The organism is Pseudomonas sp. PMCC200344, from assembly GCF_030053095.1.
Classification (GTDB): domain Bacteria; phylum Pseudomonadota; class Gammaproteobacteria; order Pseudomonadales; family Pseudomonadaceae; genus Aquipseudomonas; species Aquipseudomonas svalbardensis.
Genome location: NZ_CP125618.1, coordinates 4,556,657 through 4,576,635, shown reverse-complemented (window position 1 = coordinate 4,576,635; position 19,979 = coordinate 4,556,657). Strand labels below are relative to the sequence as shown.

At 61.9% G+C, this 19,979-nt stretch carries 7 protein-coding genes; 4 read left to right on the top strand and 3 right to left on the bottom strand.

The window, feature by feature from the left end:
- Positions 1-333: 333 nt before the first annotated feature.
- Both QFW87_RS20880 and QFW87_RS20875 read left to right on the top strand, forming a co-directional pair.
- Complete coding sequence (locus QFW87_RS20880) at positions 334-13,317, top strand: non-ribosomal peptide synthetase (protein WP_283188764.1); 12,984 nt, start codon at positions 334-336, stop codon at positions 13,315-13,317.
- Between the two features lie 183 nt (positions 13,318-13,500).
- Entirely contained in the window at positions 13,501-14,313 is an 813-nt protein-coding gene (locus tag QFW87_RS20875) for an alpha/beta fold hydrolase (protein ID WP_283188763.1), read from the top strand.
- A gap of 109 nt (positions 14,314-14,422) precedes the next feature.
- Here the strand turns inward: QFW87_RS20875 and dsbG are convergent, their stop codons facing one another.
- Genes dsbG through dsbD form a run of 3 tightly spaced genes read right to left on the bottom strand, consistent with a single transcriptional unit; the run spans position 14,423 to position 17,771 of the window.
- Positions 14,423-15,193, bottom strand: coding sequence for a thiol:disulfide interchange protein DsbG (dsbG, locus tag QFW87_RS20870; protein WP_283188762.1), 771 nt, complete (start codon positions 15,191-15,193; stop codon positions 14,423-14,425).
- On the bottom strand, positions 15,169-16,035 hold the full coding sequence (locus QFW87_RS20865; protein WP_283188761.1) for a TlpA disulfide reductase family protein: 867 nt from the start codon (positions 16,033-16,035) through the stop codon (positions 15,169-15,171). Before QFW87_RS20865 ends, dsbG begins: the two co-directional genes overlap by 25 nt.
- Complete coding sequence (gene dsbD, locus QFW87_RS20860) at positions 16,035-17,771, bottom strand: protein-disulfide reductase DsbD (protein ID WP_283188760.1); 1,737 nt, start codon at positions 17,769-17,771, stop codon at positions 16,035-16,037. The genes QFW87_RS20865 and dsbD overlap by 1 nt, the downstream gene beginning before the upstream one ends.
- 153 nt (positions 17,772-17,924) lie before the next feature.
- On the opposite strand from dsbD, the gene QFW87_RS20855 reads away from it, so the two are divergent.
- Together QFW87_RS20855 and QFW87_RS20850 are read left to right on the top strand one after the other, a co-directional pair.
- Positions 17,925-18,608, top strand: a complete 684-nt coding sequence (locus QFW87_RS20855) for a response regulator (RefSeq protein ID WP_282481350.1) — start codon at positions 17,925-17,927, stop codon at positions 18,606-18,608.
- Entirely contained in the window at positions 18,605-19,930 is a 1,326-nt protein-coding gene (locus QFW87_RS20850) for an ATP-binding protein (RefSeq protein WP_283188759.1), read from the top strand. Before QFW87_RS20855 ends, QFW87_RS20850 begins: the two co-directional genes overlap by 4 nt.
- Positions 19,931-19,979 lie beyond the last annotated feature (49 nt).

The following is a 19,979-nucleotide window of genomic DNA, read 5'->3' as shown; positions in this document are numbered from 1 at the left end:
GAGCGACAAATTATTCTTAATGATAATGATTGTCAAATGAGAAATAGAACTAATGCTAGGCAAAGGTGCAGAGTGAGAACTGCGACACGCTGACGCGCCCGCTTGCGGCGCCCGCTTGCGGCACCGCAGCCCCATTGGCGATCTGGCCTTCCGACTAATTATTTCAAGACGTCAACCGTTCTCATTGGTGAATGGTTCCGGGTAGCGGCTGCGGCCAAAACAGCATTCCCAAGCCTTGCGCGGTCGGCGAAGACCGCGTCCTGCACGCCCTCGAAGGGGCGTGACGTCAGAAAACCGATTTCACTTGCAAGCCGAATTCAGGCAGGAAACCTCATGACCGACGCGTTCGAACTCCCCAGCACACTGGTCCAAGCCCTTCAGCGCCGAGCGGCCCTGACGCCGGACCGGGTGGCCTTGCGTTTTCTCGCCGAAACCCAGGATCAGGCTGTGGTGCTCAGTTATCGCGAGCTGGATCAGCGGGCGCGGACCATTGCTGGCGCGTTGCAGGCCGAGGCTGCGTTTGGCGATCGCGCGGTGCTGCTGTTTCCCAGCGGCCCGGATTACGTCGCGGCGTTCTTCGGCTGCCTGTACGCCGGAGTGATCGCGGTGCCGGCCTATCCGCCGGAGTCGGCGCGTCGTCATCATCAGGAGCGTTTGCTGTCGATCATCAGCGATGCCGAACCGCGTCTGCTGCTGAGCAGCGCCGGTCTGCGCGATGCGTTGCAGCAAATAGAGGGCGCGCCACCGTTGCTGTGTGTTGACACGCTCGACAGCGCCCTGGCTGAACGTTGGGTGACGCCGAACCTTGCAGACGACCACATCGCGTTCCTGCAATACACCTCCGGCTCCACCGCGTTGCCGAAAGGGGTGCAAGTCAGCCACGGCAACCTGGTGGCTAACGAACTGCTGATTCGCCACGGCTTCGGCATCGATCTGAATCCTGACGACGTGATCGTCAGTTGGCTGCCGCTTTACCACGACATGGGCCTGATTGGCGGTCTGTTGCAGCCGATTTTCAGCGGTGTGCCGTGCGTGTTGATGTCGCCGGCGTATTTCCTCGGCCGGCCGTTGCGCTGGCTGGAAGCGATCAGCGAGTACGGCGGCACCATCAGCGGCGGGCCGGACTTTGCCTATCGGTTGTGCAGTGAGCGGGTCAGTGAATCGGCCCTGGAGCGCCTCGACCTGAGTGGCTGGCGCGTGGCGTATTCCGGTTCCGAACCGATTCGCCTCGATACGCTGGAACGCTTCGCCGAGAAGTTCGCGGCCTGCGGTTTCACCCAAGACAGTTTCATGGCGTCCTACGGGTTGGCCGAAGCGACACTGTTCGTGGCCGGCAGCCCTCGCGGCCAGGGCATTGGCAACCTGCGCGTGGACGATCAAGCCCTGGCACAAAACCGTGCGGAGCCAGGCGAGGGCAGCGCGATCATGAGTTGCGGTATCAGTCAGCCGGATCACGCGGCGCTGATTGTCGATCCAACAGCTCTTAACGAGTTGACTGACAACACGGTCGGCGAAGTCTGGGCCGCCGGGCCGAGCATCGCCCACGGCTATTGGCGCAACCCCGAGGCCAGCGCCAAAACCTTCGTTCAGCACGCTGGCCGTACCTGGCTGCGTACCGGCGACCTGGGTTTTATGCGCGGCGGTGAACTGTTCATCACCGGTCGCCTGAAAGACATGTTGATCGTCCGTGGTCACAACCTTTATCCACAGGACATTGAGCAAACCATCGAACGCGAAGTGGAGGTGGTGCGCAAAGGTCGTGTCGCCGCTTTTGCCGTGAACATCGAGGGTCAGGAAGGCATCGGCATTGCGGCGGAAATCAGCCGCAGCGTGCAAAAGATCCTCCCGCCCGACGCCCTGATCAAAGCCATCCGCCAAGCTGTGGCCGAGGCGTATCAGGAAGCGCCAAACGTAGTGGTGCTGCTCAATCCGGGCGCGTTGCCCAAGACCTCCAGCGGCAAATTGCAACGCTCGGCATGCCGCAATCGTCTGGCGGACGGCAGCCTCGACAGCTATGCGCTGTTCCCGTCGGCAGACATCGAAAGTAAATCCGCGACTGAATCAGGTTCCGAACTGCAAACCCTGATCGGCCAAATCTGGTGCGAGCAGCTGAGCGTCAAACAGGTCAGCGCCGACGATCACTTCTTCCTGCTGGGCGGCAACTCCATCGCCGCCACTCAGGTGGTCGCGCGTCTGCGCGAAGCACTCGGTCTGGAGCTGAACCTGCGCCTGCTGTTTGAAGCGCCGACCCTTGGCGCGTTTGCTGTCGCGGTGGCTCAGCAACAGCAGGACGGCGGACTCGCCCAAGGCGCGATCATCCCGCTGTCGCGCACCGAAGCCATACCGCAATCGCTGGCGCAAAACCGTCTGTGGATCACCTGGCAACTCGCCCTGCAAAGCAGCGCCTACAACATTCCCGGCGCCTTGCGCCTGCGCGGCGAACTGGATGAAGACGCCTTGCGCGCCAGTTTCCAACAGCTGATCGAGCGTCACGAATCCCTGCGTACGCGGTTCTTCGAACGTGATGGTGTGGCGCTGCAACAGGTCGATGCAGCGAGCGAATTTAACCTGCAACTCATCGATATCAGTGACCTGCCGGTTGCCGAGCGTGAAGTCCGTGCGCAACAAATCCGAGAAGACGAAGCCCGTACTCAATTCGATCTGGAGAAAGGCCCACTGCTGTGGGTGACTCTGGTGCGCCTCGATGAAGAGGACCATCAACTGTTGGTGACGATGCACCACATCATCGCCGACGGTTGGTCGCTGAACGTGCTGATCGACGAGTTCTCGCGTCTGTACGCCGCTGCGTCCCAAGGGCAACAAGCAACGCTCGCGGCATTGCCCACGCAATACGCCGATTACGGCAGCTGGCAGCGTCAATGGCTGGCGCAAGGGGAGGGCGAGCGTCAGCTGGCTTACTGGAAAGCGCAATTGGGCGATGAGCATCCAACCCTGAGCCTGGCGACCGACCATCCGCGTTCGGCGCACCCCATTCACACGGCTGCCCGCCATTCTGTGAAGCTGGGCGCGACCCTGAGCGATGCCATTCGCCAGACCGCCCAGGCCCATGAATCCACTTCGTTCATGCTGTTGCTCGCCGCGTTCCAGAGCCTGCTGCACCGCTACAGCGGCCAACGCGACATCCGCATCGGCGTACCTAACGCCAACCGTCCACGTCTGGAAACCCAAGGGCTGATCGGCTTCTTCATCAACACCCAGGTGCTGCGCGCCGAGTTGGATTCGCAGCTGCCATTCGCTGAGCTGCTGGTACAAACCCGTCGGGCAGCGTTGGACGCACAAGCGCATCAGGATCTGCCGTTCGAACAATTGCTCGAAGCCTTCCCGCAAGCCCGCGAACAAGGTTTGTTCCAGGTCATGTTCAACCACCAGCAACGGGATTTGAGCGCACTGCGTCGCCTGCCTGGGTTGCTGGCCGAAGAGCTGCCATGGCACAGCCGCGAAGCCAAGTTCGACCTGCAATTGCACAGCGAGGAAGACCAAAAGGGTCGCCTCAGTCTGTCCTTCGACTACGCCAGCGAACTGTTCGACGTGGCGACCATCGAGCGTCTGGCCGAGCATTTCAGCAACCTGCTGCGAGCCGTTTGCGAGCAACCGAAAACTGCGATCGGCGACCTTCCACTGCTGACCCCGAGTGAGCACGATCAGCAAACATCGTGGAGCGCCGCACCGTGTACGTCGGCCAGCGTTTGGCTGCCGGAACTGCTAAACGAACAGGCTCGCCTGACCCCTGAGCGCACTGCGCTGATGTGGGACGGTGGCGCCATGGATTTTGCTGAACTGCACACCCAAGCCAACCGCCTGGCCCATTACCTGCGGGACAAAGGCGTCGGCCCGGACGTCTGCGTGGCCATCGCCGCCGAGCGTTCGCCGCAGTTACTGATCGGCCTGCTGGCGATCATCAAGGCCGGTGGCGCCTACGTGCCGCTGGACCCGGATTACCCGGCCGAACGCCTGGCCTACATGCTCAGCGACAGCGGCGTCGAACTGCTGCTGACCCAAACCCAATTGCTCGACGGCTTGCCGGCCACCGATGGCGTCAGCGTGATCGCCATGGACGCCTTGCATCTGGAGAGCTGGCCGAGCCACACACCGGGCCTGCATTTGCACGGCGACAACCTGGCGTACGTGATTTACACCTCTGGTTCCACCGGCCAGCCGAAGGGTGTCGGCAACACCCACGCAGCCCTCGCCGAGCGCCTGCAATGGATGCAGAACACCTATCGTTTGAACGACACCGACGTGCTGATGCAAAAGGCGCCGATCAGTTTCGACGTGTCGGTGTGGGAGTGCTTCTGGCCGCTGATTACAGGTGCGCGTTTGCTGATTGTCGGCCCCGGCGAACACCGCGATCCGCACCGCATCGCGCAACGGGTTCAGCAATTCGGCGTGACCACGCTGCACTTTGTGCCGCCGTTGCTGGCGCTGTTCATCGACGAACCACTGACCACCGAATGCACCAGCCTGCGCCGCGTATTCTCCGGCGGCGAAGCCTTGCCCGCCGAACTGCGCAACCGCGTGCTGGAACACCTGCCGGCCGTGCAACTGCACAACCGCTACGGCCCGACCGAAACCGCGATCAACGTCACTCATTGGCACTGCACAACGGCCGATGGCGAACGCTCGCCGATTGGTCGTCCGTTGGGCAATGTGCTGTGCCGCGTGCTCGATGAGGCACTCAATCCCGTTCCGGCCGGTGTGCCGGGTGAACTGTGCATCAGCGGTATCGGTCTGGCCCGTGGCTATTTGGGTCGTCCGGGTCTGACCGCCGAACGTTTTGTCGTCGATCCATTGGGCGAGCAGGGCGCACGTCTGTACCGTACCGGCGACCGCGCGCGCTGGACAGCCAACGGCGTGATCGAATACCTCGGCCGTCTCGATCAGCAGGTCAAACTGCGTGGCTTCCGTGTCGAGCCGGAAGAAATCGAAGCGCGTCTGCTGGCTCAGGAGGGCGTCGCTCAAGCCGTGGTGCTGGTGCGCGAAACGGCGGCCGGTGGGCAGTTGATCGGTTACTACACCGCAACCGATTCCACAGAAGATGTTGATGCTCAAACCGCTCGCCTGAAAGCTGCGCTGGCCGCCGAGTTGCCGGAATACATGGTTCCAGCGCAACTCATGCGTCTGGACGAAATGCCCCTGAGTCCCAGTGGCAAACTCGATCGTCGCGCCTTGCCGGAACCCCAGAGGCAAGTCCGCGAGCACGTCGAACCGGTCACTGCCCTCGAGCAACAAATCGCCGGCATCTGGCGCGAAGTGCTGGGCCAGACAAAGATCGGCATGCGCGACGACTTCTTCGCCCTCGGCGGCCATTCCTTGCTGGCCACGCAAATCATTTCCCGTACCCGTCAGGCCTGCGACGTCGAGCTGCCGCTGCGCGCGCTGTTCGAAAACAGTGAACTGGGCGCGTTTGCCGAACAGGTTCAACTGATCCAGGCCAGCGGCAAAACCAACCGGCAACCGTCGATCGAGAAAGTCGACCGCAGCCAACCGGTGCCGCTGTCCTATTCCCAGCAGCGCATGTGGTTCCTCTGGCAGATGGAGCCGGACAGCCCGGCCTACAACGTTGGCGGCATGGCGCGGTTGCGCGGGGTGCTCGATGTCGGGCGCTTCGAAGCCGCATTGCAAGCACTGATCATGCGTCATGAAACCCTGCGCACCACGTTCCCGAGTATCGATGGCGTGGCCCGGCAGCAGGTTCACCCGCAAACCGGGATGCGCATGGACTGGAGGGATTTCACCGCGCTGGATGCCGATGGCCGCGAGTGGGCGGTGCAGCAACTGGCCGACGACGAAGCCCATACATCGTTCGATCTGGAAACCGGACCCCTGCTGCGCGCCTGCATGGTCAAGACCGCCGAGCACGAACACTACCTGGTGCTGACCCTGCACCACATCGTCACCGAAGGTTGGGCGATGGACATCTTCGCCCGAGAGCTGAGCGCGCTTTACGAAGCCTTTGTCGATGACCGTGAATCGCCGCTGCAACCGCTGCCGGTGCAATACCTGGATTACAGCGTCTGGCAGCGACAGTGGCTGGAATCCGGCGAACGTCAGCGCCAACTCGACTACTGGACCGCGCAACTGGGTCGCGAACATCCATTGCTGGAACTGCCGGGCGACCGTCCGCGCCCTCCCGTGCAAAGCCATCAGGGCGAATTGTTCCGTTTCGACCTGAGCGATGAGCTTGCCGCGCGCGTTCGTTCCTTCAATGCACAAAACGGTCTGACCCTGTTCATGACCATGACTGCTGCGCTTGCGGTGCTGCTTTACCGCTACAGCGGCCAGACCGACCTGCGCATCGGCGCGCCCGTGGCCAACCGGATTCGTCCGGAAAGTGAAGGGCTGATCGGTGCGTTCCTCAACACCCAAGTGCTGCGTTGCCAGCTCGACGGGCAAATGTCCGTGGGTGAGTTGTTCGAGCAGGTTCGCCATACCGTGATTGAAGGCCAGTCCCATCAGGACCTGCCGTTCGATCACTTGGTGGAAGCCTTGCAGCCACCGCGCAGCGCGGCTTACAACCCGTTGTTCCAGGTGATGTGCAACGTGCAGCGCTGGGAATTCCAGCAGAGCCGCACGCTCGCCGGCATGACCGTCGAATACCTGGCCAACGATGCGCGAGCGACCAAGTTCGACCTCAACCTGGAAGTCACCGACCTCGACCATCGCCTGGGTTGCTGCCTGACCTACAGCACCGATCTGTTCGATGAACCGCGCATTGCACGGATGGCTGGACATTGGCGCAACCTGCTGGAAGCTCTGCTGGCCAATCCGAAGCAGCGCCTCAGTGAGCTGCCGCTGCTGGAAGCCACCGAACAGCAAAAGCTGCTCGACAGCCTCGGCGTCGAGCCGGGCGAACATCGCCTCGACCAGTGCATTCATCACCTGTTCAGCGAGCAGGCGCTGGCGCGCAAAGATGCGCCAGCATTGACCTTCGCCGGGCAAACCCTGAGCTACGCCGAGCTCGACAGCCGCGCCAATCGCCTGGCCTGGATGCTTCGTGAACGTGGCGTTGGGCCGCAGGTTCGGGTGGGTCTGGCACTGGAGCGTTCGCTGGACATGGTCGTCGGCCTGTTGGCGATCCTCAAGGCCGGCGGCGCCTACGTGCCGCTGGACCCGGAATACCCGCTGGATCGTTTGCACTACATGATCGAAGACAGCGGCATCGGTCTGCTGCTCAGCGATGCGGCAACGTTCGACGCGCTCGGCGAACTGCCGGCAACTGTCGCTCGTTGGTGCCTGGAGGAGGACGCAGTAGAACTGGCCAATTACCCGGCCACCGAGCTGCCGTTTATCAGCCTGCCGCAGCATCAGGCGTACCTGATTTACACCTCGGGCTCTACCGGAAAACCGAAAGGCGTGGTGGTGTCCCACGGTGAAATCGCCATGCATTGCCAAGCGGTCATTGAGCGTTTCGGCATGCGCCCGGACGATTGCGAACTGCATTTTTACTCCATCAACTTCGATGCGGCCACCGAGCGTTTGCTGGTGCCTCTGTTGAGTGGTGCTCAGGTTGTGTTGCGAGCACAGGGCCAGTGGGACGCGGAAGAAATCTGCGGACTGATTCGCCGTCACAACATCAACATCCTTGGCTTCACCCCGAGCTACGGCAGCCAATTGGCGCAGTGGCTGGCGACTCAGGGAGAAATCTTGCCGGTGCGCATGTGCATTACCGGTGGTGAAGCACTGACCGGCGAACACCTGGCGCGAATTCGTGCGGCGTTCAAGCCGAGCCTGTTTTTCAACGCCTACGGCCCGACCGAAACCGTGGTCATGCCGCTTGCCAGTCTGGCGCCCGAGCAATTGGAAGAAGGCTTGGGCAGCGTGCCGATCGGCAGTGTGATTGGCGCGCGCGTTGCCTACATCCTCGACGCTGATCTGGCGTTGGTGCCGCAAGGCGCGACCGGCGAGTTGTACGTCGGCGGCGCCGGTCTGGCGCAGGGTTATCACCAGCGTCCGGGTATGACGGCCGAGCGGTTTGTCGCCGATCCTTTTGCGCCCAACGGTGGGCGTCTGTACCGCACCGGCGATCTGGTGCGCCAGCGCGCCGACGGTCTGGTGGAATACCTCGGACGTATTGACCATCAGGTGAAGATTCGTGGTTTCCGCATCGAGTTGGGCGAAATCGAAACCCGTCTGCTGGAACATGAATCGATCCGTGAAGCCGTGGTGCTGGCGCTGGATGCCCCGAGCGGTAAACAACTGGTCGGCTATCTGGTGACTGAAGTCGCCGAGCAGGATGAAGCGCAACAACACACTCTGCGTGAAGCGTTGAAGGCGCATCTCAAATCCCAGCTGCCGGATTACATGGTGCCAACGCATTTGATCCTGCTGGCCAGCATGCCGCTGACCGCCAACGGCAAACTCGACCGCCGCGCATTGCCGGCGCCGGATCCAGAGCTGAACCGTCAGCAGTACGTGGCGCCGAGCAACGAGCTTGAACTGACGCTGGCCGGCATCTGGTGCGAAGTGCTGAACGTTCTGCAAGTCGGCCTCAACGACAACTTCTTTGAACTGGGCGGCGATTCTATTCTGTCGATTCAGGTGGTCAGCCGTGCGCGCCAACAGGGCATTCACTTTAGCCCCCGTGATCTGTTCCAGCACCAGACCGTGCAGACCCTGGCTGCCGTGGCGACCCGCACCGAGCAGGTCACCGCCGAACAAGGTTTGCTGACCGGCGAATCGCGTCTGACGCCGATCCAGCACTGGTTCTTCGACACCGACATCCCCCAGCGCCAACACTGGAACCAGGCGTTGCTGCTGGAACCGACCGTGGCGCTGGAACCTCATCGTCTGGAGCAAGCGCTGCTGGCAGTGATCGAACAGCACGACGCCTTGCGTTTGCGTTTCACCGAAGTCGCTGGTCAATGGCAGGCCGAGCACCAAGCGGTTTCCGACGCGCCGGTATTGTGGCAAGTGCGCGTTTCGTCCATGGACAAATGTGCGGCACTGTTCGCCGATGCCCAGCGCAGCCTCGACCTCGAAGCGGGGCCGTTGATGCGGGCGCTGCTGGTCGACGGTCCCGAGGGCCAACAGCGGCTGTTCATCGCCATTCACCACCTGGTGGTGGACGGCGTTTCGTGGCGGGTGCTGCTGGACGATTTGCAAACGGTGTATCGCCAACTGGACGCGGGGCAGTCGGCAAAACTGCCGGCAAAAACCAGTGCTTTCAAGGACTGGGCGGCACATTTGCAAGCGTATGCCGGCAGCGAATCCCTGCGTGAAGAACTGAGTTGGTGGCAGTCGCAACTGGCCGGTGAAAGCGCCGAATTGCCGTGTGATCGCCCCGAGGGTGGCCGGCAGAATCGTCATGCGCAAACTGTCAGCGTGCGCCTTGATATCGAGCGCACTCGCCAACTGCTGCAACAGGCACCGAGCGCCTATCGCACCCAGGTCAACGACTTGCTGCTGACCGCATTGGCCCGCGTGCTGTGCCGCTGGAGCGGTCGCGAATCGGCGCTGATTCAACTCGAAGGCCACGGCCGTGAAACGCTGTTCGACGAGATCGACCTGACCAGAACCGTCGGCTGGTTCACCAGCGCGTATCCGCTGCGGCTGATGCCAGCGGATGGGCAGGGCGCCTCGATCAAGGCGATCAAGGAACAACTGCGCGCGGTGCCGCACAAAGGTCTGGGTTATGGCGTGCTGCGTTATCTCGCCGATGACTCGACCCGGCAGACCATGGCTGCCTTGCCGGTGGCGCCAATCACCTTCAACTACCTCGGTCAATTCGACCAGAGCTTCGGCGCGGACGCCTTGTTCCGTCCTCTCGATGAAGCGGTCGGCGCGGCCCATGATCCTCGCGCGCCGCTGCCCAACGAGCTGAGCGTTGACAGTCAGGTCTATGGCGGTGAGTTGGTGCTGCGTTGGACCTTCAGCGCCGAACGTCACGACTCGCAGACCATCACCGACCTGGCGGACGCCTATCTCGGCGAATTGCAGAGCCTGATCGAGCATTGCCTGAGCGACGATGCGGGAGGCCTGATGCCGTCGGACTTTCCGTTGGCGAAACTGACCCAGCCACAACTCGACGCGTTGCCCATCCCGGCCGCTGCCATCGAAGACGTCTACCCGCTGACCCCGATGCAGGAAGGCATGCTGCTGCACACTTTGCTGGAACCGGGCACCGGCCTCTACTACATGCAGGATCGCTACCGCATCAACAGCGAGCTCGACCCGCAGCGCTTCGCCCAGGCCTGGCAAGCGGTGATCGCCCGTCACGAAGCCCTGCGCGCGTCGTTCTGCTGGAACGTCGGCGAAGACATGCTGCAAGTTATCCACAAGCCGGGCAGCACGCCAATCGAGTATCTGGACTGGACGGCAATCGCCGAAGCCGAACAGGAGCCGAAGTTGCAGGCGTTGCTCAAAAGCGAGCGCGAGGCCGGGTTCGATCTGCTCAATCAGGCACCGTTCCACCTGCGCCTGATCCGGGTGGGCGCGGCGCGCTACTGGTTCATGATGAGCAACCACCACATCCTCATCGATGCCTGGTGCCGTTCGCTGCTGATGAACGATTTCTTCGAAATCTACACCGCCCTCGGCGAAGGCCGGGACGCGCAGCTTGGGCTTGTGTCGCGTTATCGCGACTACATCGGCTGGCTGCAACGCCAGAGCCTGGCCGAGGCGCGGCAATGGTGGAAAACCAACCTGCAAGGCTTCGAGCGGACCACGCCGATCCCGAGCGACCGGCCATTCCTGCGTGAACATGCCGGCGAAAGCGGCGGCATGATCGTCGGCGACCGCTACACACGGCTCGATTCTCGTGACGGTGCGCAACTGCGCGAACTGGCTCAGGCCCATCAACTGACCATCAACACCTTTGTCCAAGCGGCGTGGGCGTTGGTGCTGCGCCGTTTGAGCGGCGATCGCGACGTGCTGTTTGGTGTCACGGTGGCCGGGCGTCCGGTGGACATGCCGGAGATGCAGCGCACCGTCGGGCTGTTCATCAACAGCATCGCGCTGCGAGTGAAAATGCCGGAAGACGATCAGCGTTGCAGTGTTCGTCAATGGCTCAGCGGTTTGCTCGACAGCAACATGCAACTGCGCGAGTACGAATACCTGCCGCTGGTGAGCATTCAGGAAAACAGCGAACTGCCCAAGGGCCAGCCGTTGTTCGACAGCCTGTTCGTGTTCGAAAACGCCCCGGTGGAAGTCTCGGTGCTGGACCGTGCGCAGAGCCTCAACGCGACCTCGGATTCGGGCCGCACCCACACCAACTTTCCGCTGACGGCGGTCTGCTATCCGGGCGATGACCTGGGCCTGCACCTGTCTTACGACCAGCGCTATTTCGATGACTCGACCATCGAGCGCATGCTCGGCGAGTTCAAGCGGTTACTGCTGGCGCTGGTCGAAGGTTTCCACGGCGACATGGCCGATCTGCCGCTGCTGGGCTTTGATGAGCAAGACTTCCTGCTCCACGGCTGCAACCAGAGCGAGCACGATTACCCGCTGGAGCAGAGTTATGTCTCATTGTTTGAAGCGCAGGTTGCCAAGCATCCACAGCGCATTGCCGCCAGCTGCCTCGATCAGCAGCACAGCTACCTTGAGCTGAATGAGCGCAGTAACCGTCTCGGTCACGCCTTGATCGCCGCTGGCGTGAGGCTGGATCAACCGGTGGCGTTGCTGGCTGAACGTAACCTCGATCTGCTGGGCATGATCATCGGCAGCTTCAAGGCTGGCGCGGGTTATTTGCCGCTGGATCCGGGGCTGCCGAGTCAGCGTCTGAGTCGGATTATCGACCTGAGCCGCACGCCGTTGCTGGTGTGTTCTCAGGCCTGCCGCGAGCAAGCGCTGGCGCTGCTGGATGAGTTCGGTTGCGCCAGCCGGCCCACGTTGTTGGTCTGGGAAGAGGTGCAAGCGAGCGATGTTTCGGTTGCGAATCCGGGCATCTACAGCGGCCCGGACAACCTCGCCTACGTGATCTACACCTCGGGTTCGACCGGCCTGCCGAAAGGCGTGATGGTCGAACAGCGCGGCATGCTCAACAACCAGTTGAGCAAGGTGCCTTACCTGAACTTGAGCGATGCCGATGTGATCGCCCAGACCGCCTCGCAAAGTTTCGATATTTCGGTCTGGCAGTTCCTCGCCGCACCGCTGTTCGGTGCTCGGGTGGACATCGTGCCAAACACCATCGCCCATGATCCGCAAGGGTTGCTGGCGCATGTGTCGACCCAGGGCATTACCGTGCTGGAAAGCGTGCCGTCGTTGATTCAGGGCATGCTCGCTCAGGAACGCATGAGCCTCGACGGTCTGCGCTGGATGCTGCCGACCGGTGAGGCAATGCCGCCGGAACTCGCCCATCAATGGCTGCTGCGTTATCCGGAGATCGGGTTGGTGAATGCTTATGGTCCGGCGGAATGCTCGGATGACGTGGCGTTCTTTCGCGTCGACATGGCGTCGACGCGTGGCAGCTATTTGCCGATCGGTACGCCGACCGACAACAACCGCTTGTACCTGCTCGATGGCGCGCTGGAACTGGTGCCGCTGGGTGCGGTGGGCGAGTTATGCGTCGCGGGTACCGGTGTCGGCCGTGGCTACGTCAGTGATCCGTTGCGCACCGCTCAAGTGTTTGTCCCGAACCCGTTTGGTGAACCGGGGGATCGTCTGTATCGCACCGGCGATCTGGCCCGTCGTCGCAGTGACGGCGTGCTGGAATACGTCGGGCGGATCGACTATCAAGTGAAGATCCGCGGCTACCGCATCGAACTGGGTGAAATCGAAGCGCGTCTGCATGAGCAACCGCAAGTGCGCGAAGCGGCGGTCGGTGTACAGGAAGGCGTCAACGGTAAGCACCTGGTCGGCTATTTGGTAGCGGCTGATTCCTTGATCAATCCAACCGAGCGACTGGAACGCATCAAGCAACGCCTGCGCGCTGAACTGCCGGAATACATGGTTCCGCTGCACTGGCTATGGCTGGATCGCATGCCGCTCAACGCCAACGGCAAGCTTGATCGCAAGGCTTTGCCGGCGCTGGAAATCGGCCAGTTGCAGAGTCAGGACTATCAGGCGCCGCGCAATGAACTGGAGCAGACGCTGGCGGATATCTGGGCCGAGGTGCTGAAGGTCGAGAAGGTCGGTGTTCGCGACAACTTCTTCGAGCTGGGCGGGCATTCATTGCTGGCGACGCAGATCGCTTCGCGGGTGCAGAAAGCCCTGCAACGTGATGTGCCGCTGCGGGCGATGTTCGAATGCAGCACGGTGGCGGAATTGGCCGAATACATCGACGGATTGGCGGCGAGCGACATCACCGAGGAGAAGGTGGATCGTCTTAATGATCTGATGGCGGAGCTGGAGGGGCTTTGATTCTCTAGCGTCTGTCATGGCACCATCGCGAGCAGGCTCGCTCCCACAATGAACCTGTGTACGCAGGACTAATGTGGGAGCGAGCCTGCTCGCGATGAAGCCAGTGCAGACAACTACAAGGTTGACTGTGGAACGACACCGGCACAGTCTGCCTGCTCCATTTTTTGCGAGAGGAGACAGTCAATGCCCTTCGTTACGGTTGATGGACAACCCCTTCACTACATTGATCAAGGCGCCGGCCCTGCCGTTCTGCTGGCCGGCAGTTATCTGTGGGACCAGGCCATGTGGGCGCCGCAGATTGCCGCTCTGTCGCAACACTACCGGGTAATTGCTCTGGACCTGTGGGGCCATGGTGAATCCGGGCGGATGCCCGAGTCCACACACTCGCTGGATGACATTGCGCGCCAGGCACTGGCGCTGCTCGATCATCTGGACATCGACCGTGTCACGCTGGTCGGTCTCTCGGTCGGCGGCATGTGGGGCGTGCGTCTGGCGCTATCAGCGCCGCAGCGGATCAATGGTCTGGTGCTGATGGACACCTACGTCGGTGTCGAGCCGGAATCGACCCGCCAGTACTATTTCTCGCTGTTCAAACAGATCGAAGAGACCGGCGTGATTGCGCCGCCGCTGCTCGATATCGTTGTGCCGATCTTCTTCCGTCCGGGCATCGATCCGCAGTCGGCGTTGTATCAGGACTTCCGCGCCAAACTGGCCGCGCTGCCGCCGGAGCGTCTGCGTGAGAGCATCGTGCCGATGGGGCAGATTACGTTTGGGCGTGATGATCTGTTGCCGCGCCTGGGCGAGTTGAATCCTGACACCACGCTGCTGATGTGTGGCGATCAGGACAAACCGCGGCCGCCGTCGGAGACAAGAGAGATGGCCGAGCTGATCGGCTGCCCATCTGTGCTGGTGCCGGAGGCGGGGCATATCTCCAATCTGGAGAATCCGCAGTTCGTGACAACGGCTTTGCTGAAGTTTTTGGCTGAGAGAGCTTAGTCGGTTCTGCTGACGCCTTCGCGAGCAGGTCGAATCGTCGCACCGTCGCTCCCACATTGGAATGCATTTCCCTGTGGGAGCGAGCCTGCTCGCGAAGGGGCCGGTGAATTCACTTCGGCCCGAGAATTTGCACCAGCTTGTCCGGCGACGGCGCGCCTTGCTGTTGTTGCAGCTCGCCCTTGTCGTCCATGTAGAAAATCGCCGGGGTGGCCTGCAGCTCCAGGTCTTCCATCAACTGCATGTTGGCCGCCAGCTTCGCCTGAATCGCCGGGGGCACGTTTTTCAGGGCTTTTAGCGAGCTTTTCTTGCCTGACTTCTCATGGTCTTCCAGCGCTTTCTGCGGATCCTTGGCGGCCAGCAGCGCAGCCGATTTCCCCGGACTGTCTTCGCGAATGATGCCGACCATGATGTGCCGCAGCTGCACCTTGCCCGCCTTGACCCATGGCCGCGCCTGTTCCCAGAACATGTTGCAATAAGGGCAGTTCGGATCGCTGAACAGGTACACGATCCGCGGCGCATCTTTCTTCCCGTCGCCGATCCAGTTGCTGGCTTCCATCTTGCCCCAGACTTCCTTGGACATCGGTGCGTAAACCAGCTTCTGCAACGGCGCGCTGGTCAGGTCGTTGCCGTCGGCGTCGTACAGATTGCCGAGCAGTACATGCTTGCCATCCGGGGTCAGGTACAGCGCCATGCCACGGTTCTGGTACTGCGCCGCATAACCGCGCAAGCCGTCGGGTGCGTCGAATTGGCCGACGATTTTCGCGCCCTTGGCTTCGATTTTCTTGATCGCTTCGGGCAATTCTTCGGCGGCCTGCACCGACGGTAGATGCAGCAGGGCGGCGCCCAAGGTCAACGTCAGCAGGTGGCGGAGGCGGGGCATGGCAATTTCCTTGAAGAGGTGGCCGGTACGGCAGGATTCGGGGTGTCGAAGTTTTCCAGGGCGCGGGCCAGGCTGGCTTCCGACAGCTCACCCAGATGGCTGCCCAGCAGGCGACCGTCGGGACTATAGAACAGCGTAGTCGGCAACGCCATGGAGCCGACGGCCTGGCCCAATCGGCCACTGCCGTCGAACAGCACGTTGGACAGGCTCAGGCCCTGGGTTTCCAGAAAAGTACTGACGCTTTGCATGCTTTCAGCCTGATTGACGAACAGGAACGTCAGGTCCGGGCGGTGTTGCTGGGCGTTTTCCAGCACCGGCATTTCTCGACGGCACGGCGGACACCAGGTGGCCCAGAGATTGATCACCAACGGGCCGCCCTTGTAGTCCGCCAGTTGCACGGTTTCACCGGCGGCATTGCGCAGGGTAATTTCCGGCAGGCGTGTGCCTTGTTCGTAAATAGTCAGGGAGAAGGTCGCCAGCAGCCAGAACGCCAGGCCGCTGGCCACGCCAAAGCCCAACGGCCGGCGCAAGCCCGGACGACGCCAACCTCGATACAGCGCGGCAAGCAGCAGCACGATCACACCAGGCCAGGCGAGGAAACCGCCGTCGCGCAGGTCGATGATCTGCCAAAGGTCATCGCGATAATGGGCCCAGTAAACGGCCACAAAACCGACCCGGGCGGCCAGCATGCCCAGCAGGAACAGGCTGAACAGCACCGACTCCGGGTTCTCGCCGCCACGCTTGGCCACCCGCCAGCCGATGAAGGTTGCCAGCGCCAGGGCACTGATCAGCAGCAGGTGATTAAGCGCGATGGCAAAAGTGCCGAGGGTAAAGGTCAGCATTAACGGGCGTCTCGGGTGGTGGTCCAGCGTTGCAGGAAGGTGTCGGCATCGACCTGACCGGTGATGCGCTGGCTGCGACGCTCGATGCCGTCGGTGCCGATCCACAGCAGGCTCGGTGGCCCCGGCACTTTATAACGGCCGAGCAGTTCACGGCTGGCGGCATTGTCGGCGGTGACGTCCAGCCGTAGCAAGCGCACATCGCTCAAGGCTTGCAGTACGTGAGGTTTGCCGAACACCTGTTTTTCCATGACCTTGCACGACACGCACCAGTCGGCGTAGTAGTCCAGCAGCACCCACTGGCCTTGAGCCTGTGCCGCGTCGAGTTCCCGTTGCAGAGCTGCCGGGTCCTTGATCGTGGTGAATGCGTCGTGGCCGACCGGGTTTGCGGTGCTGCTCGAGTTTGAAGCGCTGTAGACCTGCAATGGCTTCAACAAGTCGTCGCCGCCGCCGGCGGCACCGATCATCAGCAGGCTGCCCCACACACCCAGCAAGAGTGAGCTGGCGCCGAACACAGGGGCGACGCGACCGAAACCTTCCGACTGCTTCCAGGCGCTGTACGCGGCAATCAGCAGCAACGCACCGCACAAACCAATCCACAGTGATTCATCCAGCACCGGACGCAGCATCAGCAACGCGGTGGCGAGGAACAGGAAGCCGAACACACCTTTGAGCAGGTTCATCCACGCGCCGGGTTTGGGCATGAAGCGATTGCCGACGGTGACCAACAACAGCAGCGGCACACCGATGCCGATGCCCATGGCGAACAGAATCAATCCGCCATGCAGCGCATTGCCGCTTTGCGCGATGTAGAGCAAGGCGCCCGCCAGCGGGGCGGTCATGCACGGACCCACCAGCAAACCGGACAAGGCTCCCAACACACCGGCACCGAACAGGCTGCCGCCGCGTTGATTACGCGAAACATTTTCCAATCGATCACGCACGGCCACCGGCAGTTGCAACTCGAAGAAGCCGAACATCGGCAACGCCAGCAACACAAACACAGCCGCGAAGCTGCTCAGCAACCAAGGGTTCTGCAACAACGCCTGGAGATTCGCCCCGAGCAGCGCGGCCAGAACGCCCATCGCCGCATACACCAGCGCCATGCTCACGACGTAACTAGTGGCCAAGGCGAAACCGCGCTTGGGCGTGGCGCCACTGCCGACGATCAAACCGGCCAGAATCGGCAGCATCGGCAGTGAGCAAGGCGTGAAGGCCAGCAACAGCCCCAGACCGAAGAACACCAGCAAGCTCCAACCCAGCGCCCGCTGTTGCAGGTCGCTGGCCAAGGCTTGGTCCGGCGCTTCGTTTATCGCCGCGGTAGTCGATTTGCCGCCCAGATCCACCACCTGAGTTTGCGGCGGATAACACAAACCGGCATCGGCACAGCCCTGGAAACCCACTTTGATTTGACCCGTGGCACCTGCCGGGATCTTCAGTTCCAGACCTTGACGATAGACCTGTTGTTCGCCGAAGAACTCATCGCTGTGCGCTTCGCCTTCAGGTAAAGCGGGATGGTGCTCAGCGGGCAAGCCATCGAATTTCAGGCGTTTCTGATAAAGGTAATAACCGTCAGCGATCTGCCAATAGAGCTGGGTTTCACCGGACTCAAGACGTTCGGAGGTGAAGATGAACGCCTTGCCGACGGGAAGAAAGTCGGGTTTTGTCGCGAACGGATCAGTTCCTGCCTGGGCCGCACCCGAGATCAAGAGAACCAAAAATAGAAACAGTCGACGCATGGGTAAGCCTTATCCCTGTACAAGTGAGGTGCAGAATGGGAGGCGGCGATTAACCGATGATTAACCACAGTGGCCTTGTGGCAATGGCGCTTGCGGCATAATGTCCGCTTAATCGGCCACCGGCCTAATCACCTTTTTTCAACAGGTCTCACCATGCACGTACTGGTTTGCGAAGACGACGAGTTGATCGCCAGCGGCATTGTCGCCGGCCTCACCGCTCAGGGCCTGACGGTAGAGCATGTCGCCACCGCATCGTCTGCCCGGGCGATGCTCAAGGTCGCCGAGTTCGATGTGATGGTGCTCGACCTCGGTCTGCCCGATGAAGACGGTTTGAAGCTGCTGCAGCAGTTAAGACACAACGGTCTGGAAATCCCGGTGTTGATCCTCACCGCCCGGGATTCAGTCACCGACCGCGTTGATGGCTTGCAGGCCGGCGCCGACGATTACCTGCTCAAGCCTTTCGACCTGCGCGAACTTGCCGCGCGTCTGCACACGCTGCTACGACGAGTGGCGGGGCGCAGCGTCAACCTGATCGAGCACGGTCGCCTGACCTACGACCCGAGCAGCCGCGAAACCATGCTCGGCGGCCAGCCGGTGGACCTTTCCCGTCGTGAGCAGTCGCTGTTGCAGGCCTTGCTGCATAACCGGGGCCGGGTGCTGTCGACCGAGCAACTGAAAGACAGCGTTTATGGTTTTAACGATGAGCTGGAAAGCAACGCTCTCAATGTGCATATCCATCACCTGCGGCGCAAACTCGGCAATGGCATTGTCGAGACGGTGCGCGGCCTGGGCTATCGCCTGGGGCCGGCCGATGGCGCAGAGGAATTGAAAAAGTGATGAGCCTGCGTTTGCGCCTGAGCCTGACACTCGGCGCCGCTTTTACCCTGATCTGGGCCTTGGCGGCGGCCTGGATGCTCAGCGACCTGCGCAATCAGATGATGTTTTCCCTCGACCAGCGCCTGGTGGCGTCGGCACGGATGGTCGCTGGCCTGATGGAGCAGTTGCCGCCATTGCCGAGCAAGGGCGAGGGCACCCATTTCAGCGCTGAACAACTGAACCTCCCCGGCGGCATGGCCTGCCAGGTCAGTTCATTGCGCGGCGAAATCCTCGCCCGCAGTCACACCGATCCGCAACAAACCCTGGAGGCCGAAAAAATGGGCTTCCACGACCAGATGATCGACGGTGCACCGTGGCGCAGTTTCACCCTGGCACGCGGTGACGTGCGCATCACCACCGCCGACCGGCAGATCGAGCGTGAGGCCTTGAACATGTCGATCCTGCTGGCGGCTTCGGTGCCGGTGGGCGTGGCCTTGCTCGGTTGCCTGTGCCTGCTATGGCTGGGGATCGGTCAGGGGCTGGCGCCGCTCAACCGCATGCGCGATGCCTTGATGCGCCGCAGCGCCGATTCTCTCGAACCCTTGCAAATCCAGCCGCTGCCCAGCGAACTGCAACCGTTGCTGGACACCCAGAATCAGCTGTTCCAACGGATCGGCAAGACCATCGAACGGGAACGCCGCCTGACCGGTGATGCCGCCCATGAATTGCGCAGCCCGCTGACGGCGATCAAGACCCACCTGCAAGTGGCGCGCATGACCGACGGCGCGGCTCGGGATCAATCCCTGGCCCGGGCCGAAGAGGGCGCCGATCGCCTGCACCGGACCCTTGAACAATTGCTGTTGCTGGCGCGGGTCGAGGGCAGCCTGTCGTTCGATGACGGCGTGCAATGCAGCGCCGAGCAAGTGGCGAAACTGGCGATTCAGGACGCCGCCAGCGGTGATCGTCAGCGGATCAAATTTCAGATGCCGCCGAAGATCTCTCACGCCCCGGTGCAAATGCCCGCCGTGCTGTCGATTGCCGCGCTGCGCAACCTGCTGGACAACGCGCTGCGCCACACCCCGGGCGACGGCGCGGTGGAGCTGAGCCTGCAAACCACCGGCAACCGCGTGCAGTTTGTGGTACGCGACCATGGGCCCGGCATTGCCGAAGACGATCTGCAACACCTGACCCAACGCTTCTGGCGCAACGGCCAGAGCACTGGCTGCGGCCTGGGTCTGGCGATTGTTCAGGCAATCGTCCAGCGCTGCGGCTGTACGTTGCATTTCGACAGTCGGCCGGATGGGTTGCGGGTTGAGTTGACCATGCCTTTGCAACCCATCTGACAAACACCACAAATCTCCTGTGGGAGCGAGCCTGCTCGCGAAAGCGATC